Annotated in this window: 18 protein-coding genes and 1 pseudogene; 1 reads left to right on the top strand and 18 read right to left on the bottom strand. The window is 62.2% G+C overall.

Annotated elements, in window-relative coordinates:
* Positions 1–14 precede the first annotated feature (14 nt).
* The 17 genes and pseudogenes from ACP7BV_RS15265 to ACP7BV_RS15185 form a co-directional block, all read right to left on the bottom strand.
* Positions 15–1,898 carry a beta-L-arabinofuranosidase domain-containing protein gene (locus tag ACP7BV_RS15265; protein WP_426104985.1) on the bottom strand — a complete coding sequence of 628 codons (1,884 nt, stop codon included), beginning with the start codon at positions 1,896–1,898 and terminating at the stop codon, positions 15–17.
* Positions 1,899–2,023: 125 nt separating this feature from the next.
* Positions 2,024–2,224: pseudogene (locus ACP7BV_RS15260) on the bottom strand (beta-L-arabinofuranosidase domain-containing protein); the annotation flags it as partial.
* Between the two features lie 134 nt (positions 2,225–2,358).
* A complete protein-coding gene (locus ACP7BV_RS15255) occupies positions 2,359–3,363 on the bottom strand; it encodes an arabinan endo-1,5-alpha-L-arabinosidase (RefSeq protein WP_426104984.1) in 1,005 nt (334 codons plus the stop codon).
* A 19-nt stretch (positions 3,364–3,382) separates the two neighbouring features.
* The gene (locus tag ACP7BV_RS15250; protein WP_426104983.1) at positions 3,383–4,960 is read right to left on the bottom strand and encodes a glycoside hydrolase family 43 protein; all 1,578 of its coding nucleotides are present in this window, start codon (positions 4,958–4,960) and stop codon (positions 3,383–3,385) included.
* Between the two features lie 2 nt (positions 4,961–4,962).
* On the bottom strand, positions 4,963–6,516 hold the full coding sequence (locus ACP7BV_RS15245) for an alpha-N-arabinofuranosidase (protein ID WP_426104981.1): 1,554 nt from the start codon (positions 6,514–6,516) through the stop codon (positions 4,963–4,965).
* A gap of 27 nt (positions 6,517–6,543) precedes the next feature.
* Positions 6,544–8,451, bottom strand: a complete 1,908-nt coding sequence (locus ACP7BV_RS15240) for a glycoside hydrolase family 97 catalytic domain-containing protein (RefSeq protein ID WP_426104979.1) — start codon at positions 8,449–8,451, stop codon at positions 6,544–6,546.
* Positions 8,452–8,526: 75 nt separating this feature from the next.
* A complete protein-coding gene (locus ACP7BV_RS15235) occupies positions 8,527–9,291 on the bottom strand; it encodes an SDR family NAD(P)-dependent oxidoreductase (RefSeq protein ID WP_426104977.1) in 765 nt (254 codons plus the stop codon).
* Between the two features lie 45 nt (positions 9,292–9,336).
* On the bottom strand, positions 9,337–10,911 hold the full coding sequence (locus ACP7BV_RS15230; protein WP_426104976.1) for an aldehyde dehydrogenase (NADP(+)): 1,575 nt from the start codon (positions 10,909–10,911) through the stop codon (positions 9,337–9,339).
* Positions 10,908–11,888, bottom strand: a complete 981-nt coding sequence (gene araD1 / locus ACP7BV_RS15225) for an AraD1 family protein (RefSeq protein WP_426104974.1) — start codon at positions 11,886–11,888, stop codon at positions 10,908–10,910. The genes ACP7BV_RS15230 and araD1 overlap by 4 nt, the downstream gene beginning before the upstream one ends.
* A gap of 13 nt (positions 11,889–11,901) precedes the next feature.
* A complete protein-coding gene (locus ACP7BV_RS15220; protein ID WP_426104972.1) occupies positions 11,902–13,641 on the bottom strand; it encodes an IlvD/Edd family dehydratase in 1,740 nt (579 codons plus the stop codon).
* A 488-nt stretch (positions 13,642–14,129) separates the two neighbouring features.
* Positions 14,130–15,362, bottom strand: coding sequence for a hypothetical protein (locus tag ACP7BV_RS15215; protein WP_426104971.1), 1,233 nt, complete (start codon positions 15,360–15,362; stop codon positions 14,130–14,132).
* Positions 15,363–15,478: 116 nt separating this feature from the next.
* Positions 15,479–16,342, bottom strand: coding sequence for an SMP-30/gluconolactonase/LRE family protein (locus ACP7BV_RS15210; RefSeq protein WP_426104970.1), 864 nt, complete (start codon positions 16,340–16,342; stop codon positions 15,479–15,481).
* Between the two features lie 2 nt (positions 16,343–16,344).
* Entirely contained in the window at positions 16,345–17,403 is a 1,059-nt protein-coding gene (locus tag ACP7BV_RS15205) for an aldose epimerase family protein (RefSeq protein ID WP_426104969.1), read from the bottom strand.
* A gap of 30 nt (positions 17,404–17,433) precedes the next feature.
* Entirely contained in the window at positions 17,434–18,378 is a 945-nt protein-coding gene (locus ACP7BV_RS15200; RefSeq protein ID WP_426104967.1) for a glycoside hydrolase family 43 protein, read from the bottom strand.
* A 4-nt stretch (positions 18,379–18,382) separates the two neighbouring features.
* Positions 18,383–19,735, bottom strand: a complete 1,353-nt coding sequence (locus ACP7BV_RS15195; RefSeq protein WP_426104966.1) for an MFS transporter — start codon at positions 19,733–19,735, stop codon at positions 18,383–18,385.
* Between the two features lie 175 nt (positions 19,736–19,910).
* Positions 19,911–21,173, bottom strand: coding sequence for a glycosyltransferase (locus tag ACP7BV_RS15190; protein ID WP_426104964.1), 1,263 nt, complete (start codon positions 21,171–21,173; stop codon positions 19,911–19,913).
* Complete coding sequence (locus ACP7BV_RS15185) at positions 21,170–21,766, bottom strand: GNAT family N-acetyltransferase (RefSeq protein WP_426104962.1); 597 nt, start codon at positions 21,764–21,766, stop codon at positions 21,170–21,172. Before ACP7BV_RS15185 ends, ACP7BV_RS15190 begins: the two co-directional genes overlap by 4 nt.
* Here ACP7BV_RS15185 and ACP7BV_RS15180 point away from each other — a divergent pair.
* Positions 21,749–22,210 (top strand): hypothetical protein, encoded by a 462-nt coding sequence (locus tag ACP7BV_RS15180; RefSeq protein ID WP_426104961.1) that lies wholly within the window; start codon positions 21,749–21,751, stop codon positions 22,208–22,210. The genes ACP7BV_RS15185 and ACP7BV_RS15180 overlap by 18 nt on opposite strands.
* 184 nt (positions 22,211–22,394) lie before the next feature.
* Here the strand turns inward: ACP7BV_RS15180 and ACP7BV_RS15175 are convergent, their stop codons facing one another.
* Positions 22,395–22,976, bottom strand: coding sequence for an IS5 family transposase (locus tag ACP7BV_RS15175; protein ID WP_426104960.1), 582 nt, complete (start codon positions 22,974–22,976; stop codon positions 22,395–22,397).
* Positions 22,977–23,066: the final 90 nt, after the last annotated feature.

The following is a 23,066-nucleotide window of genomic DNA, read 5'->3' as shown; positions in this document are numbered from 1 at the left end:
CGACGCAGTAAGCGCTAGCGCATCAGCCGCAGGCCGTACAGGCCTCCGGCGATCGACCCTTCGCGCGCGACAAAGCGCACCACCAGCTTGCCTTGCGACGCCGCACTCACGGCCGTCGGAATGGCGAAGTCCCGCTGGTACAAGACTGCGTTGGCCTGTTCTTCGAGCGTGACGGCGGCGATCGGCGTGCCATTGACGACAACGTCGAAGCGCCGCCCTGCATCTCCCGCAGCAAACGTCAGCCTGAGCGATGTCGCTTCCAACGCAGGATCGTTCAAGGTGTAGCTGAACCACTTGCTGGCGTGGCGCCAGCGCCCGGCAGGCGCCAGGCCCGCGTCGCCGCCTTCGGCCTGGTAGGCGTGATCGGACTCCGGCTGCTGTTCGCCGGGGGCCACCTGGTCGATCGTGCGCGCGTCCACTGCGCGCTGCTGCGCCTGCGCTTCGGCAATCGCCGGCGCTCTGGAGGCAAGTGCACCGGGCGTCGAATACGGCCAGTACAGCATGTAGCGCGCGTCGTGCAGTCTGAAAAACGGGATCAGGCGCAGCGCACCGGCATTGTCGCCTTTCACCAGGCCGCGCATCGTGAAGGTCAGCGGCTCGCCGGCCACCGGTTTGATTTTGCCGGCGAACGCGCGCGTGTCGCTGACAAACACGGGCGCAGCCTCCCGCGGACAGACCGGCCCCTGCGCGATATGGCCCATGCGGGTATCGTCGGCCGCAAAGTTGAGCTTTTCATCAGCGAACAACTGCGTTTTTGCCGCCAGCACAATAGGCCCGTGCAGCACCGCGTAGTAGTCCGACTTGTCGGGCATCTGTTCAAGCGTGGTCGTCATCGGCACCCGGATGTCGACCCGGTCGCCTTGGCGCCATTGGCGCTGCACGCTGACGTAACTGCCCGGCGCGGCGGCGATATTGAGCGCCCTGCCGTTGACCCGCACCTGCATGCGCCCCTTCCCCACCCAGCCCGGATAACGCAGCTTAAGCGTAAAGGCGCCATCGCCGTCGATGGTCAGGCGGCTGCTGTCGCGATCCGGAAAACCGGTCGACTGCGTCAGCCGCACGTTCTTGGCGCGCCAGTACAGCGTGGACGGTGCGAACAGATTGACGATCAGCGCGTCGCCATCGTGCGCATAAATAAATTCGCCGTACTTGGACTGGCTTTCGATGCCGGAGCCAACGCAGCACCACATCGCCTTGTCCGCCTGCGAGTACACGCGGTAATGGTTCGGGCGCATCGGGGTGAAGTAGACCAGGCCGCCGTCACCGGGTCGTTGCGACGACAGAATGTGGTTGTACAGCGCGCGCTCGATATAGTCGGCGTAGCGCACCTGCCCGCCGCGTTCGAACAGCATCTGCGACAGGCGCAGCATGTTGTAGGTGTTGCAGGTTTCGGGGCCTTCCACTTCGCTGATCATGGATGCAAAGTTCGTGGCGTCGTGGAAGTGCTCCTTGACGCTGTTGCCGCCAATGGCAACCGTGCGCCGCTCGCGCACCGTGGTCCAGAAAAATTCGGCAGCGTCGAGCCACTTGCGTTCGCCCGTCACTTCGCCAATGCGTTCAAAGCCGATGACCTTGGGGATCTGGGTGTTGGCGTGCAGGCCGGTCAATGCATCCTGCCCTGCTGCCAGTGGTGCAAGGATCGCGTTGTGCGAAAAGCGCCGCGCCAGCGCCAGGTATTTTTTGTCGCCGGTCAGCTGGTAGACGTCGGCAAAGACTTCGTTCATGCCGCCATGCTCGCTGCGCAACATGGTTTGCATCTGTTCGTCGCCAAGTTTTGCGGTGAGCGTGATGGCCCAGTCGGACAGCGCAACGAGCATCGCGCGCGCCTCTTCGCTGCCCGCGTAGCGATGGGCGTCGCGCAGGCCTGCGTAGAGCTTGTGCAGGTTATACCAGGGCACCCACTTGCCGTTGACCGAAAATTATCCGCCTCCAGTTTGCCCATGGCGATCGCCTGCCACGCTGCGGCGCCGCCGGGAATGCCGCCCAGGTAGCCATTGCCGTTGGCTTGCTGGCACGCCTTCAATTCGGCGATCGCGTATTCCAGGCGCTTGAGGACGTCGGCGTCGCCGGTGGAGGCGTACATCAGCGCCATGGCAGACAGATAGTGCCCGCCCATGTGACCATCCAGACCGCTCGCTTCCCAATTGCCGTAACTGGCCTGCCGGGCCGGCAAACCCGCTTCGCGCCTGAAGGGCGCCAGCAGGCGATCCGGGTCGAGCGACATCAGGTAGCTGCGGTTGGTGTCCTGGGCTTGCAGGAAGGGGCCGCCGGTCAGCCGCACATCGGCCAGCGGAAAACGCTGCGCAGCGCCAGCCTGAAAGGTGGCTGCGGCCAGTATCAACGCCAGCGCTGCGTGCCTCATTTCACCTGCTTGCCCTGGTAGCGGTCAAGGTCGAGCGGGTCAACTGTCGGCCAGCCATCCTGGTCCCATTTGATGTCGGCGATCTTGAGCTTTTGCTTGTAATCGTCGGCAGTTTCATAGGCGTGCATCACCATCAGGTCGCGCCCGTCGATAGTGTAGGCGCTGTTGTGGCCAACGCCCTTCCATGTCGCGTTGCCGCCAATGACGGGCGAGCCGCCGCCGTGGTTCATGTCCTTGCCGCTGCGGTCCAGGTAAGGCCCGGTAAGCTGCCTGGAGCGACCCACCACGACCCGATAGGTAATCTCCTGCTTGCGGCAGCACAGTCCCCATGACACGAACAAATAGTAATAGCCATTCTTTTTCAGGAGGTGCGGCCCTTCGACTTCATTTGGCGTCGCTTCGGTATCGGGCAACTCGTGGCGCGCGAGCGCATGCCACACCTGCGGCTCGGCCAGGCGCGTGCGAGTTGCGTCGAGCTTGACGATCTTGATGCCGCTCCAGAACGATCCGAAAGCCATCCACGCATCGCCCTTGTCGTCAACGGCGATGTTGGGATCGATCGCATTCCAGTTGTCGCGCGCGGGCACCGACTGCAGCACGATACCCTGGTCGGTCCACCGGTAGCCGGGCGCGCGCGGGTCGAGCGTGGGGCTGGTAGTCACGCCGATGGCCGACGCGTTCTTGCCAAACCCCGACACCGAGTAATACAGGTAGTATTTACCGTTGTAAAACTGGATATCGGGCGCCCAGATATGGCCATCAAAATTGGGCGCCGCCTGTTTGGCCCAGCGCGGATCTTGCTTGAAGATCCGGCCCTCGTCGCGCCAATTGAGCATGTCGGTCGAGCTGTAGAAGCTGATGCCCGGCCCGGTACTGAACAGGTAGAACGTCTTGCCTTCCTTTGCCATGACCGGGTCGTGCACGCTTACCGGAGCGGCCTGGCACGCGGCCAGCCATAACGCGCCGGCGCTGCAGGCGAGGGATCGGATCAAACCATGCATGTGATACTCCTTGGGTGACTCAGGCGCCGGTCCGCACGCCCCAGACGGACACGCCGTCTGCAGCTTGTGCGGTGAATGTTACGACAAAGCGCTTGGCATTGGCGTTGAACTGGCGCGACAGCACGCCGTTGAACGTCGCCCCGCCCGTCAACATCAGCTGGACCTTGTTGCCGCCCCGGTGCGTCCAGGTGCCCGCCACCGCGCCCGATACCGCGCCGCCCGCCTCCAGCCGGATCGCCTGCGCGGTCCTGGTCGCGGCCGTGATGTCCTTGCCATGGTTGATGAACTGGTAGCTGCCCTGCGCCTCGGCGCTGGTCACTTCCGCCACCAGCGGCACGGCGCTCTTGCTCAGCGGAGCATAACGCAGGGGCGCTACCACCGGCCAGCCATCTTCGTTGACGAACATTTCATGCACGCGGATTTCGTGCTGCTCGCCGCGACCTGAGAAACGCGTATGGAAGAACAGGAAGTACTGCTGCGTGGCCGCCTCGTAGCGCGCCGAATTGTGGCCGGCCGACACGTAACCCGAGGTCACGCCCGCTTCGCCCACGCCCGTCGTGAACTGGTGGTTGCCAAACAGCTTCTGGCCGTGCGGCGCGATGCTCGCGTCGTCGAACAGCGGCAGCGCCGGATTGGCCTTGACGCTCGCCATGTCGGTACCCTTGGCATCCACATACGGCCCGTTCGGGCTGCGCGAGCGTGCCACGCGCATATTGTAGGCGCCATTGGCGTCAAGCCCGCCAAAGGACGTGAACATGTAATAGTAGTCAGACTGCGGGCTGTACATGACGTAGGCGCCCTCGATGCGCGAATGGTTCCCGCCCATCAGGTGCTTGCCGTAGCCCTGCCCGGCCAGCGGCATGCCGGTCGCCTTGTCCATCCCCATGATGAAAATGCCGCCCGAGTAGGAGCCATAGATCATCCACAGCTTGCCTTCCTTGTCGCGGAACGTGTTCGGGTCGACCACGTTGGGATGGATGCGCGCGTCGTAGATCGCGCCGTCCGGGCTGGCCTCGCCCCACATGCCGGACTTGATGAACACGCCCTTGTTGACGTACGGGCCTTCGATCTTGTCGGCCACCGCCAGGCCCAGCGCCGATCGCGGCGAGTCGCCCTTGCAGGTGTTGTAGTAGAAGTAGAACTTGCCGTCGTCGAGTTGAATGACGTCAGCCGCCCACAGGCCCGTGACCTGGGACCAGGCAAATGCCTCAGCCAGCGCCGTGGTCACGTTGGCGATCAAGGGGTTGCTGTTGTCGACGCCATCGGCGATCTTGGTCCAGTTCATCAGGTCCGTGCTCTTGGCGGCGGCCAGGTGCGAGCCGAAGACATAGTAAGTGTCACCGCTCTTGATGACCGACGGATCGTGGACCGACGCTTCGGTAAAGGCGAGTAGCGTATCGGGAACGGTGGAACCCGGTGGCGTGACCACGGGTGGCGTCACTACGGGTGGGGTCACTACGGGTGGGGTCACTACGGGTGGCGTTACCACGGGCGCCGGCGCGGAAGAACCGCCGCCGCCGCCGCCGCCGCCGCCGCAGCCGGCGGCCAGGATTGCTGCAGCAAGTGCGCAAGCGCGCAAAGTCAGTGGTGTGCGCATGTTCAGTTCTCCAGTGCGACGACGATCACGGCCTTGGCAGGCACACTGATGGACAGCTTGCCGTCGGCGCCGCGGGCGCTGAACGGGGCCGGCTTGACTGCCTGCGGATCCTTGAAGGTGTTATGCGCATCCATCGCCGCGGCGGTCAAGACGCGCCCGCTGGCGGCGGCGAGCTTCTGGCCTGCCAGGTTCACCGTCACCTCGGTTGCCTTTGCCGGATCGGTATTGACCAGCGCCAGGTAGACCTTGCCGTCCTTGGCGCGCGCAGCCGACACGCTAATGCCGGGAATGCTCGCGTCGCCCAGCTTATAGGTGGTGTTGCCCGTGACGGCAACCGGCAGCGATGTGGCGTCCTGGAACGGCACGTACATCTGGAACGCGTGGTAGGTCGGCGTGAGCAGCATCTTGTCCTTGTCGGTCAGGATCATCGCCTGCAGCACGTTGATCATCTGCGCGATGTTGGTCATGCGGACCCGGTCTGCATGCGCGTGGAAGATGTTGAAGTTGAGCGCAGCGACCACCGCATCGCGGATCGTGTTTTGCTGGTACAAAAAGCCGGGCGTGGTGCCCTTTTCAACGTCGTACCAGGTGCCCCACTCGTCCACCAGCAGGCCGATCTTTTTCTCGGGGTCGTTCTTGTCCAGCGCGGCCACGTTATTGACGATCATCGAATCGATCTTCAAGGTGTTCGCCAGCGTAGACATCCATTCGCCTTCAGGAAAGCCGGTCGCCATGCCCTTGCCTTCCCATTTTCCGGTCGGGATGGTGTAGTAGTGGAAGCTGATGCCGACGGTCTGGCCCTTGAGGCCCTTGCTCAGCACATCGGTCCACTTGGTGTCGTAGTCATTGCCGCCGCTGGCGATCAATTTAGGACGGCTCTGCTCCGGCGCCTTCAGAAAGGTCGAGTAATTTTTGTACAGGTTGGTGTAGTGCTCCGGCGTCATGTTGCCGCCGCAGCCCCACGCCTCATTCCCGATCGCGAAGTAATCGACCTTGAATGGCTTGTCGCGGCCATTCTTGCGGCGCAGGTTGGCCAGCGTCGACTTGCTGTCGGAAGTCATGTACTCGACCCAGTCAGCCATTTCCTGCACCGAGCCGGAGCCCAAGTTACCGTTGACGTAGACTTCGGCGCCCAATTGATCGGCCAGCTCGAAAAATTCATGGGTGCCGACCGCATTGCTCTCTTCCACGCCGCCCCAGTTGGTGTTGACCTTGACCGGGCGCTTGGCGCGTGGGCCGACCCCGTCCTTCCAGTGGTATTCGTCGGCAAAGCAGCCGCCCGGCCAGCGCACCAGCGGCACATGCAGCTGTTTGAGCGCGCCAATAACGTCCTTGCGCCAGCCCTTGACGTTCGGGATCTTCGAGTCGGGGCCCACCCACATGCCTTCGTAGATGCCGGTGCCGAGGTGTTCGGCAAACTGGCCGTACACATTTTTGTTGATGACCGGTCCCGGCTTGGCCGCGTCGATCGTGATGCTGACCTGGGCCATGGCCGCCCCTGCCGTGATCAATCCTGCCATACCGATAATGGCGATGCTGTGCTTGATGATGTTCATGCGTGTCTCCTGATTATTTCCTGATTCTTATTTGAATACAGCCACGAAACCGCCGTGTGCCTTGATGGTGATGCTGGCCTTGCCGCCCGCGATGTCGGACCGGGTGAATTCACGCTCTGTGGCGCCGTCCGCAATCAGTACACCCTTGCGCTTGCTCAGAAAGGAAAGGTCGAGCGCAATCGTCTTGTCGGCATCGTCCGCGTTCAAGCCCGCCACGTACCACGCCTTGCCGGCCTTGCGCGCGATGACCACATGGGCGCCGGGGTAGCCGTCGACGAACTTGCTGTCGTCCCAGCTGCGCGGTAGCGCTTGCAGGAAGCTTTTGACGTAGGCGGGCACGCTGGCCATGCCCGTGGGCGTTTCGGCAAAGTGCTGGATGCCGGACAAAAACAGCACCGATTCGGCCAGCTCGAAGCCATTGCGCGTGGCGCGCTTGATGTTGGGAATATCGCCGAACACCATGGGTGTAAAGTCCATCGGGTCGAACAGGTTACGGGCAAACGGCAGCATCGCTGCGTGCCGTACCACGGCATCCTGGTCCACCTGCGTGAAGGTCGTAAATTCCAGTCCCTTGATCGCTTCGGCGCTCATCAGATTGGGGTAAGTGCGCGCCCAGCCGCGCGGCAGCGTGGCCCCGTGGAAGTTGACCAAGAGGCCCGCATCGGCCGCGTCCTTGAGCAGCGCGATGTAGTAAGCCATGACGGAGGCGCCGTCACCCGGGAAGAAGTCGATCTTCACGCCCTTGATGCCCATCTCTTTCAAGCGCGCGAATTCCTTCTTGCGCTGGTCGGCCGTGAGCAAGGCGCCTTTGGGCGAATACTCGGTCTGATTCCACAGGCCCGACGAGTTGTACCAGACCAGCACGCCCACGTTCTTGCCGGCGCCGTACTGCGCCAGTTCGCGCATCTTGTCGTAACCGATCTTGCGGTCCCAGTCGGCGTCGACCAGTGCATAGTCCCACTTCATGTCGGCCGCGTAGTCGATGAACTGTTTCTGGACGTCGTAGACGGTGGCGTCGTCCTTGAGCAGGGCCCAGCTCCACGCGGCGTGGCCGGGCTTGACTTTCGCTTTGTCGAAAGCGATTGCCGGCGCCGCCAGGTCGGTGCCCAGGGTCGAGTCCATCACCGTTGGCAGGGAACCGAGCGCGATCAGACGCCATGGCGTGACCAGCGTTCCCGTCACGTCGGCCAGCACGGCACCGCCGGTAAATTTTTCGTCCGCCATCGGCAGGCCGATGCGATAGGTGGCGTCGGGCGACTCGGCCTGCAGGCGCGAGGCATGAAAGCTGCCATCCATGTCCGCTTCCGACAGCGCCACCCAGGTGTCGCCCGTCTTGAACAGCGCCGGGAAGACCCAGCCGGCTTTCGATGGCGAGGTGGTGCCCGCCGCGATGTCGCGCAAGTAGTGTTCTTCGTAGGCTGGATTGGTGTTTTTCCAGCCGGTCTGCGCGACCTGCATCGGCTGCAGCCAGGCTTTGGCCGAAGGCGCAAAGGCAAAGCTGGTCGCTTCGCTGACAAACTGCTTGCGCCCTTCCCCCTTGACGATGTAACGCAGCGCCACGCCGTCATTGGAAACGCGCAGCACCACGTCCATGGCCTGCCCCGCCCCATTGCGCACCGTGAACACCTGCTCGTTGGCGCGGTAGCTCACGTGGCGCCGTTTGCCAACCGCCATCTCGTACTGTTCGCTGACAGCCTTGACGCTTGATGTCTGCGCCAGCGTGAGCTTGCCGGCCAGGTCGGCGCCGGCCAGTTGCAGGCCCAGGGTCGATGGCAAGATCACTGGCACCCCGTTGCGCTGAACCGAATAGGTCAGCGTCTGCTGCGCGTCGAGGGCCACCTTGACGCTAATGCGGCGATCGGGACTATCGAGGGCGTGGGCCGGAAATGCGCTGGCGACGAGCGCGGCGAAGACGGATTTGTGGATGAGGTTCATGCTGCGCTGCCTTATAGGTGACGTGCGAAGGCCCAGCGACCGCAACGGCCCCGGGCAACTGGCAAAGCTGTAGATTTAGATCCAGCCGGCGTCGACGACGAAATCCTGGCCGGTGCACATGGCGCTATCGTCGGAGGCGAGGAACAGGGCCATGGCCGATATATCGTGCGGCATCAACAGCCCCGGCAAGCACTGTGCGCGCTTGATTTCAGCCTTGCCCGCATCGTCCACCCACAGGTCGATCTGGCGCTGCGTCATGACCCAGCCGGGCGTGAGCGTATTGACGCGGATGCCGTGCGCGCCCAGGTCGCGCGCCAGCCCGCGCGTGAGACCCACGACTGCAGCCTTGGTCGCGCAGTAGACCGGATAGCCGCCGTTCATGGCGTGATACGACATGGACGAGACGTTGATGATCGAGCCGCCGCCCTTGGCCTTCATGCCTTCGAGGACCGACTGGCAGGTAAAGAACATGGGGCGTTGGTTGATCGCGATGCGCTGGTCGTAGAAGTCGACAGTGACGTCTTCGGCCTGGTGGCGCTGGTCGTTGGCGGCGTTATTGATCAGCACATCGAACTCGCCCAGCTTGACGGACAGTTCGTCCATCGTCAGCTGCAGCGTATTGATGTCGGTGATGTCGCAAAAGCGAAATTGCGGACGCACGAAACCGGCCGCGCCGATCCGCTCGCACAGCGCTTCGCTCGCTTCGCGCACGATATCGACAAAAGCGACGATGGCGCCCTGGGCGGCAAAGGCGGCGACCATGTCTTCGCCAATGCCGCTGCCCCCGCCGGTGATGAATACGCGCTTGCCTACAAGGCTTGGGTAGGTGGCTTTTTTCATGTTACTGGTCTCCTGCTTGTTTTTATAGTGGTCAAACGCGCTGCATCAATCGTGGGTCATCACCCCGTCGCGCCGGCGCCAGATCGCGCCGGCGTTTTCATCGCGCAGGGCCTGCGGCAATAATGCCTGGGGCAAGTTCTGATAGCAAACCGGGCGCAGGAAGCGGGCGATCGCGGCCGTGCCGACCGAGCTGCTGCGACCGTCGGAGGTGGCGGGGAACGGCCCGCCGTGCACCATCGCCGTCGACACTTCAACGCCGGTGGGCATGCCGTTGGCCAGGATGCGCCCGACTTTGCGCTCCAGCACCGGCAGCAGCGCCCGCACTTGTTCCAGATCGGCGTCATCCATCTGCACGGTGGCGGTCAACTGCCCTTCCAGCATTTCGGTAATCGCGCGCATTTCGTCAACGTCGTCGCAGGCCACCAGCAGCGAAGCCGGCCCAAAGATTTCGGCGTGCAGCGCATGCTCGGCCATGAATGCCTTGCCGGTGGTGCGAAACAGCGCCGGGCTGCCCTTGCCTTCCGCGTGCGCGGGCGCCTTGAGCTGCTCGACAGCGTCGTGCGAACCGAGCATGTGCACGCCGCGCTGGTACGCAGACGCGATGCCCGCGGTGAGCATGGTGCCCGCTTCGATGTCGGCCAGCGAGCGCGCGGCCTGCTCGGCGAAAGCGTCAAAGTCGGGACCGGCCAGCGCCAGCACCAGGCCGGGATTGGTGCAGAACTGCCCCACGCCCATTGTCATGGAACCGGCAAAGGCGGTGGCGATCTGCACGCCGCGCGCGGCCAGCGCATGCGGGAACAGGAAGAAAGGATTAATGCTGCTCATCTCCGCATACACGGGAATTGGCTGCGCGCGCGCGGCGGCGACAGCCATCAGCGCGGTGCCGCCCGAACGCGAGCCGGTAAAGCCGACTGCCTTGATGGCGGGATGGGCCACCAGGGCCTGGCCGATGCCGTTGCCGGTTCCAGTCAAGAGCGCGAACACGCCGGCCGGCAGTGCGCACAGTTCAACCGCCTTGACGACAGCGCGCGCCACCAGCTCGGACGTGCCGGGGTGGGCCGAATGGGCCTTGAGGACCACCGGGCAGCCGGCCGCGAAGGCAGCAGCGGTGTCGCCGCCGGCCACCGAAAACGCGAGCGGGAAATTACTGGCCGCGAAAACGGCGACCGGGCCAAGGCCGATCATGCGCATGCGCAGATCAGGGCGGGCCATTGGTTGACGGTCCGGCAAGGCGCTGTCGATGCGCACATCGGCCCACGAACCTTCGCGCAGCAAGTCGGCGAACAGCTTGAGCTGGCCGACCGTGCGTCCGCGCTCACCTTCAAGGCGCGCGCGCGGCAGGCCCGATTCGGCCATTGCGCGCACGATCAGGTCGTCGCCCAGGGCCAGGATTTGCACGGCGACCGTCTCCAGGAAGCTGGCGCGCGCCTCGTTGCTGGTGGCGCGGAAGGTGTCGAAAGCGCCTTCGGCAAGGCGGCATGCTTCATCGATCTGGGCCGCATCGACCATGTAGATGGCCGGTTCGATCGCTGCGCGCAGGGCCGGGTTGAAAGCCTGGAAGGAACCGCCATTGCCGCGGACCTGGCGCCCGTCAATCAGTGCGTCACCGGTAATCATCATAGGGAGCTGACTTTCGTAAAAGTGGATTGTTCGACCGTGAGGCTGTTGCGCAGCGCCGGACCGAAGGCTGGCGCCTCGACCTCGAACGTCTCGCCAGGGAGCACGGTGATGTTGTCGGCCACGCTCAGGGTGGCGGTGCCGAAGAAATGGATATGCACGTCGCCCGGACGATTGAACAGGCCGTACTTGAAGTGGTGGTACTCGAGGTTGGCGATACTGTGCGACATATTCTGTTCGCCGCTGACGAACGCCTTTTCCCAGCGCACCTGGCCGTCCACGCCATAGATGCGCGAGGTGCCTTCCACGTGGTCCGGCAGCTCGCCCACCAGCAGCGCGGCGCCAAGACCGCAATTGCGCAGCTTGGAGTGCGCCAGGTACAGATAGTTCTGGCGTTCCGTCACGTGGTCGGAAAACTCGTTGCCGATCGCGAAACCGAGGCGGTACGGCTGGCCGTCGTCGCCGATCAGGTACAGGCCCGCGATCTCCGGCTCCTCGCCGCCGTCGAGCGCGAACTCGGGCATCTGCAACGGCTCGCCGTCGGCGCGCACGATCGAACCGTCGCCCTTGTAGAACCACTCGGGCTGCACGCCGCGCTGGCCTGAGGCCGGCTTGCCGCCTTCCACGCCCATGCGGAACATCTTCATGCTGTCCGACAGCGTCTCGGCGTCGCCGCCGATTTTCTTGTGCATGGCGTCGCGCGTGTCGGCGCTGCCAAGGTGGGTCAGACCGGTACCGGTGACGTAGCAGTGGGCCGCGTCGTCATGGTCGAGGGGCGCCAGCGGCGTGATGTTGGCGTACGCATGCTCCGTGCTGCCGGCGCTGGCCTGGGCCAGTTCGGCCAGGCCGGTCTTGCTGCGAATGGCCTGCTGGCCCAGCGCGTAGGTGCTGGTAAAACCATCGATCTCGCGGATCGCTTCGTGCTCGATGATGCCGACGCGGCGCTCGCCGGCGGCGTTCTTGAATTGAATGAGTAGCATGGTAGGTCCCGGATCAGTGAGAGTGGCGCGGCACGGCCGAACCGCGGCTGCCGAGCAGGAAGTCGAAGTCGCAGCCTTCATCGGCCTGCAGCACATGGTCGATATACAGCTTCTGGTAGCCGCTGGTCGCGGTCGGCGCCTGAGTGCCGGCGCGCGCCGCCAGGCGATCGGCCATTTCTGCATCCGAAATTTCAAGGTTCAACACGCCATTGGCGCAGTCGAGCGTGATGAAGTCGCCATCCTGGACGATACCGAGCGGGCCGCCCGCCATCGATTCAGGGGCCACGTGCAGCACCACGGTGCCGTAGGCGGTGCCGCTCATGCGCGCGTCCGAAATGCGTACCATGTCGGTGATCCCTTGCGCCAGCAGTTTGGGCGGCAAGCCCATGTTGCCCACTTCAGCCATGCCGGGGTAACCCTTGGGGCCGCAGTTTTTCATGACCAGGATCGAGTTCGCGTCCACGTCCAGATCAGGGTCGACAATGCTGCGCTTGTAGTGATCGAAGTCTTCGAACACGACGGCCTTGCCGCGATGCTGCATCAGGTGCGGCGAGGCGGCCGACGGCTTGAGCACGGCGCCGCGCGGGGCCAGGTTGCCGCGCAAGATGCAGATGCCGCCGTCTTCGATCAGCGGCGTGACCAGCGGGCGAATGACTTCATCGTCGTAGATCGGTGCGTCTTCGCAGTTTTGCCAAAGGCTCTTGCCGTTGACGGTGAGCGCATCTTTGTGCGGAATCAAGTTGCCATCGCCGAGGCGGCGGATCGCGCCCGGCAGGCCGCCGGCGTAATAGAACTCCTCCATCAAAAAGCGGCCCGACGGCATCAGGTCGACGATGGTCGGCGTGCCCTTGCCGATCGTGGTCCAGTCTTCCAGTTCGAGCGGCACGCCGATGCGCCCGGCGATTGCCTTCAGGTGGATCACGGCGTTGGTCGAGCCGCCAATGGCGGCGTTGACGCGGATCGCGTTCTCGAATGCTTCGCGGGTCAGGATTTTTGACAGGCGCAAGTCTTCGCGCACCATCTCGACGATGCGGATGCCCGACATGTGGGCCAGCACATAGCGGCGCGAATCGACGGCCGGGATGGCGGCGTTGTGCGGCAGCGACGTGCCGAGCGCTTCGGCCATGCAGGCCATCGTCGAGGCGGTGCCCATGGTATTGCAGGTGCCGGCCGAGCGCGACATGCCCGATTCGGCCGACATAAATTGGTGCAGCGTGATGGTGCCGGCCTTCATCTGCTCGTGCAGCTGCCAGACGGCGGTGCCGGAGCCGATGTTCTTGCCGTTGAGCTTACCGTTGAGCATCGGGCCGCCGCTCACGACGATCGTCGGCAGGTCGACACTGGCCGCGCCCATCAACAGGGCCGGCGTGGTCTTGTCGCAGCCGACCAGCAGCACGACCGCATCCATTGGGTTGCCGCGGATCGATTCCTCGACATCCATGCTGGCCAGGTTACGGGTAAGCATCGCCGTTGGGCGCAGATTCGATTCGCCGCTGGAAAAGACCGGGAACTCGACCGGAAAACCGCCCGCTTCGAGGATACCTTTTTTGACATACTCCGCCAGTTGGCGGAAGTGGGCATTGCAGGGGGTCAGTTCAGACCAGGTGTTGCAAATGCCGATGATCGGCTTGCCGTGGAATTCGTGATCGGGAATGCCCTGGTTCTTCATCCAGCTGCGGTACATGAAGCCGTTTTTATCCTGGCTACCAAACCATTCAGCAGAGCGCAGAGTAAGCTTTTTCGTCTCAGACATGTATTTCTCCTAGTTGTTCTGGCCGTATCGAAACGCATGTCGTCGTTCGGCTGGCGATGGAGAAATAATAGAGACTCTTGAGATGCCTTTCCAATCAATTTTTTGCAAGTATTGATACTGAAATCGGTATGAATCATCCAAAATCCACTCCGGGCTCAGTTTCCTCGCAGACACGAGCTCTACCGTCACGCCTTGATTTCGTGCTTTAAAACGCAGTTTTCCTCGGAGGGATGAGTGTCATGGCGCCACCCTAATGCGCGATCTGCGTAGCGCTTCGCCGCTCGGCTGCCGGTCGAGCATGGGCGCCGATTTCCGTCATGCTAATGCGGTTGACCCATACGCGGCCAAGACCTCGTCACGCAAGGAAAATTGTTGCTTAGATTTAGTCCAGGGAGTCGGACGATGCTCGGCGTTGTGCTTTCGCCACCCACGCGAGCTTGTCCGTGAAAAAATTTTTTGATCAAGCCGGATGGCCCGGCCCGCCGCGCTTACCAGCTCAGGTTCATCGAAACCTGGTCCATGCGCATGGCCATCGTGCCCTTCATAAAGGCTGGCTCGACGAGATCGACCTGGCCGCTATTGTCGACCTGCATGGTCGCTTGGGTGGTATCGGGACTGGGGAAGATTGTCACCACATTGAGCGAACCATCTGCGCGCTTGCCCAGCACCATCACGATATGGTCGATATCCTTTTTTTGATATTGAAACGTGTCGGCCACCGGATTGGGATTGCCGGCCGTGCGCACCGCGCCGGCCCGCATGTCGGTCACGCGCTCGATCACGAGCGGCTTGGGGTGCGGTACCTTCAGCTTTTTCTTGGGATCGTTGATGAATCGATCGACTTGGTCGACAGCGGTCTTGGAAAATACACCGACCGTTCCCGGATCGCCCAGCGGCTTGCTGCGCAGCAGCGCCAGCGCGCTTCGGCCGGCGCTGGAGCGCAAGGCGGCGCACAGATGCATGGCCATCGATTCGGAGTCTTCGAACATGGTGTGCTTTTCACTGCCCGCAATCCGCGTGACCTTCTGGCGGATAACGTTCGCGACATAACTGACCTTCGCTTCACCGCCCTTGCTGACGCGTTTCCAGTCGCCATTGGGCTGGGTGGGAGCTGCCACGGAAAAACGCCCGTTCAGGGTTTTGACGCGTGAAGGGATATCGCCCACGTCTTCATCAACCACCATGAAGGACGGCAAGTCTGGAGCGAGACCCGTGACGTTTTTCTTGGTTATTGCGTCGCTGCGCGTCATGACCGGGTCCAGGCGGGTGATGGGAGTAATCCCGGGCACCTCTGCTTGGGCCGAGCGCAAATCGTATTTGCTGCGCGTGCTATTGGGCGCCGGGAGGGCGCTGCGCCGCACGTCGAGGTGGAAGCAGTTGCTGGGCGGACTGCCGACGCCGTCCCACATCGGTACCACTACGGGCTGCACCCGCGCCGCGGTGGTCATATGCGCTTCTTCGTAGTGATTCCTGCTCAGGTCGTTGTTCAGTACAAAAGCAGGAATCTTGCCCACCGCAAAGCCGTCGCGCAGATGCATGTGCGCGTGACTGACTGTCGGAATCTTTTCCTGATCTGCAAGTATGGCGACGGCTTCGGAAATGCTCAGCGTGCCACTGATGTTTTTAAGAAGGACCTCAAATACTTTCATCGCTGACTCCTGAGAGAAGATGAAGGAAGGCGGCCGTTGCGCCTGGTCTGCAAGATCGTGGGAAGTGTACACGCGTAAATACATTTCCGGCAAGATTTATCCGAAACCATCCCGGCCATGGCGTTCAGGCACGCGACCAGGCACCTGGAGTGCTCGCCCGCGCATCGTGTCGCCATCCTTGCTCGCCCTCAGAGTTTGAAGCGGCTCTCCGGCAAGCCCCGCACGCCACGCAGCTTTGCGCTGAACAGCGCGCCATCGTGTAGCGCCGGCTCGCTCATCCCCACGCGGGCGCTCGTCACATACAGGACATCGCCGTCGGGACCGCCAATGGCCACGCAACTCGGCTGCAAGGCGGGCGACTCGACCACGCGCTCGATGTTGCCGTCCGGCGCGTAACGCACTACCCGGCTGGCGCCCCATTGCGCATTCCACAAGTGGCCGTCGGCGTCGATGCACGAGCCATCCGGCTCGCCCGCGTTGCCTTCGAGTTCGGCAAACACGCGCTCGTTACCGATCGCGCCAGTGACAACGTCGTAATCGCAGCAGCGAATCGTCCGGTCCGGCGAATTGCAGTAGTACATGGTGGCGCCGTCCGGACTGAAACAGATGCTGTTGGCAATGGCGCAGCCCGGCAGCGGCAGGCGCTCGAGCTGCAGGTCGGCGCCGAGGCGGTAGTAAGCGCCAATGGCCGCGCGCGGCTGCACCGTATTGAAGGTGCCGAACACAAAACGGCCCTGGCGGTCGCAGCGGCCATCATTCAGACGCGTGGTCAAGCCTGCCTCAACCGCGCAGATGGGCGTCACGGCGCCGGTCGAGAAATCGAAAAACGCCAGTTGCGACGCCAGGCCCAGCAGCAGCCTGTCATCATTGCCCGTCAGCGCGAACGAGGCTAGCGGTTCGGGCATCGGCCAGGTGCTGGTCGTGCCCGTGGCCGGGTGGTGCGCATACAGCGTGGCGCCCAGGATGTCGGTCCACAACACCCGCTCGCTGCGCTCGCACCACAGCACGCACTCGCCAAGTTGATTCTCGACGTCGACCATTAACTCAAGCATTGTTACTCCACTGAAAATCTGTATTTGGACACGGTTGCATATTCTTCTCCCGGGCGCAAAATTGTGTTGGGGAAGGACGATTGATTGGGCGAATCCGGAAAGTGCTGCGGTTCAAGGCAAAAGCCGCTGCGAAAACCATAGTTGCGGCCTTTGCCGGTCAGCTTGCCGTCGAGGAAATTGCCGCTATAAAACTGGACGCCCGGTTCTTCGGTCAGCAATTCGAGCACCCGGCCCGATACCGGTTCGCGCACGCGCGCGGCCAGGGTGAGGCGGTCGATGCCAGCCTTGTTCAATACAAAATTGTGATCGTAACCGCTGCCGTTGCGCAGTTGTTCATCGTCTTCTCCCACCCGCGCGCCGATCAGGCGGGGGGCGCGGAAGTCGAAGGCTGTGCCTTCCACGGGCGCAATCTCGCCAGTGGGAACCAGCGCGCGATCGATGGGCGTAAAGCTATCGGCGGCAATCGTCAACTCGTGCGCCAGGATATCGCCCTCCCCGGCCAGGTTGAAGTACGAGTGCTGCGTCAAGTTCACGGGCGTGGCCTTGTCGGTCACGGCATCGAAATGCATCACCAGTTCGTTGGCGCTGTTGAGCTCGTAAATGACGACGACATCGAGCGTGCCGGGATAGCCCTGCTCGCCATCCGGGCTGCGGTAGCTCAGCGTCAGGCCGACCGAATCGCCCTCCTGGAACGGCAAAGCATTCCACAGCACCTTGTGGTAGCCATCGTGCCCGCCGTGCAAGTGATTGGTGCCATTGTTGACGGGCAGTTGCCACAGCTTGCCGTCGAGCGTGAAGCGGCCGTCGCGAATCCGGTTGCCATAGCGTCCGATCAGCGCGCCGAAATAAGGCGAATCGTCGATATACGGTTCCACGCTGTCGAAGCCGAGCACGATGTCGGCATGGTTGCCTGCGCGGTCGGGCGTATGGATGGCGGTGATGATGCCGCCGAAGTCGGTGATCTTGACGACCAGCCCGTTGGGGTTGGTCAGCGTATAGAGTGTGGCGGCGCGGCCGTCGGGCAACATCCCGAACGGCGCTGTATGGATGCTGGCTTGCAAATTAGTCCTCGTTGATGTGGTCCCCGCCGTTCAGGCCAACGACGGCGTGCCGAACAGCGGCATGCCATCCTTGTCCCAGCGTAGCGGCTTGACATAGGTGTGGCGGTCGGGATTCCATAGGGGATCCCCGACAATCTCGGTATAGGTGCGCGCGTGGTAGACCAGCATCACCGTTTCGCCATCGTCGCCCACGGTAAAGCTGTTGTGGCCGGGTCCGTAGACACCGTGCTCGTAGCAGGTCGACAGCACCGGTTCCTTCAGTTTGGTCCAGGCGGCCGGGTCGAGCACGTCAGCTTCGGCGTCGGCCCACAGCAAGCCCATCGCATAATTTTCATCGGTGGCACTGGCCGAATAGCTGATGAAAATCTTGCCGTTGCGCTGCATGACGGATGGGCCCTCGTTGACCCAAAAGCCACGGATTTCCCAGTCGAATTCGGGTTTGCTCAGCAAGACAGGCGGCCCGCCCAGTTGCCACGGCGTGGCCATGGGGGCGATATACAGGTTCGAATTGCCTTCGATCGCTTCATCCTTTTGGGCCCACAGGTAGTACAGCTTGCCCTGGTGGGTGAAAGTGGTGGCGTCCAGGCAAAAGCTATCGATGCCAGTATCGATCTGGCCCATGAACTCCCACTCCCCGACCAAGGGATTGGGGTTGCTGTTGCGAACGGCGTACATCCGGTGCTGGAACAATTTGTTCTTGATCTCGCGGCTAGGCGCGGCCGCAAAATACACGTACCACGCGCCATCGTTGTAATGAAGTTCTGGCGCCCACAGCAATTCGCTATACGGGCCGGACTCTGGCTTATGCCATATATCGACAGCTTTCTCGGTCGCAAGTTCCGCAATTGTGCGGGCGCGACGCAATTCAATCCGATTATATTCCGGGACCGAGGCCGTGAAATAATAATAGCCGTCGGTGTGGCGATAAATATGGGGATCGGCGCGTTGCTCGATCAGGGGGGTCAGTTTTTGCATGTGTTTAGATCGCTGCGTAGCCACGGATTTTCATATCGGCCTTTACTTGGCCGTAATAGTCATCGCTGATGCGGTACTTGAACATCAGCAGCCCCATGATGAGGTGAAAGAAGCCAGGAATGATGGTCAGCATCAGGGCAATGCCGGTCAGCGCCAGCGGCGACTGGGCCACGTTGGGCTGGTAATTGAAAAACGTCAGCAACACGCCGACCAGCGCGCCGGCCACGGCCATGCCCGCCTTCTGGCACACGGAAATACCGCCAAAGGCAAAGCCGGACACTCGCTTGCCAGTCTTGAGCTGGCCGTAATCGATGGTTTCGGCAATGGCCGACCAGAACACCGGTGCGTGCAAGTCCACGACAAACGACAGCACAAAGTAAAGCACGAAGGCCAGTGCAATGTCGCCCGGCTTGACGGCGTAATAGATCAGCACGCTGATGGCAGCGACGGCGATCTGGGTGTTGCGAAACAGCTTGACCTTGCAATACGACTTGGTGATCCAGGTCGAGGCGACCATCGACAGGATCGCGGCAACTACGCCGGTCGTCAGGAAGGCAGACACGACGGCCGTATCGCCGCCCAGGTAATACTTGGCGTAATAAATGGCGACCGAGCCGCGCACCACGTAGCCCACAGTGCCGCTAATGCACACGCCGCACAGCACCAGCCATTGGTCGTTGCGCATGAGCAGCTTGAATTGTTCGGACAGCGATTGCTTTTCAACGACGTGCACCACACGCTCGGTGGTCGTGAAAACGCAAAACAAAAAGAGCGCCACGCCCATCACCGCCATCACGGCCATGGCCGCCTGGTAACCGGTCGCAGGATTGCCATTGCCCCATTTTGCCGCCAAGATCGGCACAATGATGGTGACCATGAAAGCGCCGATCTTGGCAAAGAACAGGCGGTAACCGTTGGCCGAGAGGCGCTCCTTGGGGTCCGCCGTCAAGCCGCTGATCAACGAGATGTACGGAATGCCCACGCCCGCCGTCATGATGGTCATCAGGATGTAAGTGGAGTACGCCCAGACCAGCTTGGCGCTGTAAGCCCAGTCCGGCGTGGTGAACACAAAAAAGACACTGATGCCGTAGGGAATGGCCAGCGCCAGCAGCCACGGCCGATAGCGGCCCATGCGCGAACTGAAGCGATCGGTCATCTGCCCCATCGCCAGGTCGGCCACCGCGCCGATCACTTTGACAATGACGAACAGCAAGGCCAAGTCTTGCGTGCGCAAGCCGTAAATATCCGTGTAAAAAAACGTGATGATCAGCATCATCGACGAAATGACGACGTTCAGGGCCATGTCGCCCGCGCCGAACCCGACCTTTTCCAGCGTGGATAATTTTTGGGTGTTCATCGTGAACCTTGTGCGGCGCGTGCCCGGGACTGAGCGGCGCAAGAGAAATAGGTCATGGCCGCGAACGGGCCAGTGGGCTTGGTATTCATGCGTCTCCTAAGTATTCTTTTTATGTAATCTTTTGGCATTTGCATGCTCTAAAAACATATTATGGAAACGCGAGAAATCAATCCAATCAATTTTTTGACGTTTTCGATATCGTTTTTGATATCGAGATCAGCATGGTTTGCCATCCCTCGTATGCATCAAATTGCGCGCTGACCGTCTTGCAGCGCTCAGCAAGACGCCTCGAGGCCAGCAAGGCGCGCAAGTGCGCCGTCAGCTTCGTTGTCGTAAGGCGCGCTCTGGTCAGGCCAAGTCCAACGCCGAGTCCGCTTACCCGTTCTGCATTATCGAATTGATCGTAGGCAAGCGCCACGATCAATTGAGGAATTCCTGCACGCAATGCTTCCGCTGTTGTTCCGATACCACCGTGATGGATCAGCGCGGCCGCGTGGGGCAGTATTTTGCGCAGCGGCAGGTAGGACTGCCACAGCACGCCCGGCGGCAAGTGGGCAGCAACCTGGTCGCGGTGCGGCGTGAGGAAGATGGCGCGCTTGCCGAGCGCGCGCGCCGCCGCCAGGGCATGGCCAAAGTAAGCGTCGGCCTGGCGGTTGGCGGTGCCCGGCGTAAATACCAGTGGCGCCTCGCCTGCCGCTAAAAATTGCGCCAGCTCTGGCGTGAACTCGGCCTCGGGGTCGGGGTCAAACAATGCGAAGTCGCCGCAGCACAGTGGTTGCGGCCAGTCAGGCTTGGGTTCGCCAAACCAGGGAGGGAAAAGCGTCACCGACAAATCCGGTCCATCGTGCAGCAGGTCGAGCAAGCTCTTTGCCGGGGCCACGCCGGCGGCGGCGCGGTCAGCGTTAATGTCCGGCATGACGACCGGGTCAATCAGGCGCGCACCGATCTGCCGCCACAGCCAGCGCCGCGCCGCAAGTGGCACCCAGCGCGGCACGCGCAGCGGCCCCAGCAGCAGCGGATCGTACACCGTTGGTATGTTTGACGGTGCCAGGTAGCCCAGCACAACGCGCAGGTCGGGCCGCAGTGCGCGGCACAGCAGCGCCTCGTGCAGCGCCAGCGGGTGGGTGACAATGACGCACGGCTCATCCTCGGGCAAGGCAGCGACAATGTCGCCCAGTTCGCGCAGGCCCGGGCGCACCGCGCGCCAGACCACGCCAAAGCCGCGCGTGGGATGCCAGACGTCCGGGTCGTCGAGTACGGCCGGATCGGCAAAGGTGCCGTGAAACGGCAGGCCGGCCTGCTGCACGGTCTGTGCGTGCAATTGTGGGCCGACAAAAGTAATCGCATGGCCGGCGTCGCGCAGACCGAGGGCCAGCTTAAGGAATGGAAACAGGTCCCCGGCCGAGCCGGTCGTGACGACGACCGCGTGCGAGGTCAAGATGGCGCAGCGGGGGTTGAAGGAGCCGTTGAAGGGAGCGTCGAAGGCAGCGGTAATCCCCCCGCCAGCGAAGCGGGCAAGCTCAGGCGTTTCCAGTAGAGTTTGGTGCCGGTCAGACCGCCGTGCGGCTTGAGCGCGTAGTCGGGAATTTCCCCGGCGAAGGTAAAGCCGAAGCGTTCATACAGGGGCGCGGCGCCGCCTTCGGTCGCCGTATCGAGTACCAGCAGCGTTTTGGCCAGGCGCACGGCGCACGCCTCGACGTGCGTCATCAGCCTGGCGGCAATACCGCGGCCACGGTACGCGGGGCGCGTCATCAGTTTGCCGATCTCGGCGCGGTGCGGCTGGTTGGGCGGACAGTCGACGATCAACGTCACGGTGCCGGCCAGCACATCGCCATCCCATGCGCCCAGCACCACCCGCTCGCCCCGCCCGGCCGCCGCGAGCGCATGCTCCCAGAACGCACCCGCGGCCTCGGGCGCGAGCGGCGCCATGAAGCTCACCGAGCCGCCGTCCGCCACCACTTCCACCAGCAGCGTGGTCAGTTGGCCCAACGTATCCCGGCAAGCATTCAGGGAATGAATCGCAATTTCCATCTTCTAGCTCCGGGCGAGGACGACAACATACTGACAGGGAAGTTCCGTTTCATTAACGAAGGTTACCTCAGAAGGCGGCCCAAAAGGAAGGCAATCGCCGGCGGCCAGTACTTGGCGCGCGCCATCTTCAATAATGACCAGTTCGCCCACCTGCACCCAGACCGCTTGCCGGATGTGAACATACGACGACGCCGGCAGCACGATTGTCTGGCGCGCAGGCAGGGCGACCTGCACAATTTCCAGTGGATGGTCGGCGCGGGCCAGTACCTGGCGTCGCTCGTAGCCCGTGGCGGGGTCGCGCCACAGGATCTGATCTGCGGCGCGAGAAACGCGGCTGGCATGGGCGTTGTTGAATTAATCGACGCTGGGCAAAAAGAGCACCTGTTTTCCGGCTTTTCCAGATTTTTACGGACAACGGCATGCCGAGACTGTTCATCCTGTTGAGTGCAGACGCACTGATCCACGCCTCGGTTTTCTGGCGTGCCAGAGCACGTGCTTTCATCGTATTGCCAAAGATTCGCTTGTAGCGCTGCATCGCAAGTTCCACGTAGCTGCGCAAATTGTAGCCCGTTATCCGCTGCCAGGTGAGGCGCCCTTTCTCAGCAATAGTTTTAATATGTTTGTCCCGCTAGGTGTGGCCGGTGGCGGAAAGTACAGCGCCCTTGTGCGGTGGTATGATTACCTGCGCATCGGGCTGCTTCTCCAGCACTGCCTGCGCTACCGGCTCGCCGTCGTAGGCGCCATCACCCATGAAAGTTTCAAACGGTGTCGTGATCTGACCGAGCAGATCTGGGACGGCCGTCGGGTCGCCCACTTCCGGTGTCGTCAGTTCGCACGCAAGAATTTGATGATGCTCGTTGATCGCCAAGTGCAGCTTACGCCACGTGCGGCGCGCGGCAACGTCATGCTTTTCCTGGCGCCATTCGTCTCTTCCGTACACTTTGAGCCCGGTGGAGTCCACGATGACGATCGTGCCTGGCTCCAGCGCTTTGCTCAAGGCCTGTCTTGGCAAACCGATGCTTCTCTTGGAGATACAGCTGAAATCAGGGATGCTGATCTCCACCTTCAATCCACGGGCAAGCGAGTTCATGAAGCCTTCGGTCTGCCGCAGTGCCAGATGAAAAACCTGACGTAGAAACAGCGCGGTTTCGATCGCTACATGGGAATACTTCATCGGCCGGCCGCGCGCCCCGGTCTTGGCCCAATCCAACCAAGTTAAGACCTTTCAACAGTTTTTCTGAGTCATCTTCTTGTGTGGTTTTACGCCGGGCTTCCTGGGCTTCGAACGATTCTCTCGATG

Source organism: Massilia sp. TSP1-1-2, assembly GCF_049896185.1.
Taxonomy (GTDB): Bacteria; Pseudomonadota; Gammaproteobacteria; order Burkholderiales; family Burkholderiaceae_D; genus Telluria_A.
The sequence above is the reverse complement of the archived record's forward strand: the minus strand, read 5'-3'. Positions and strand labels throughout refer to the sequence as shown.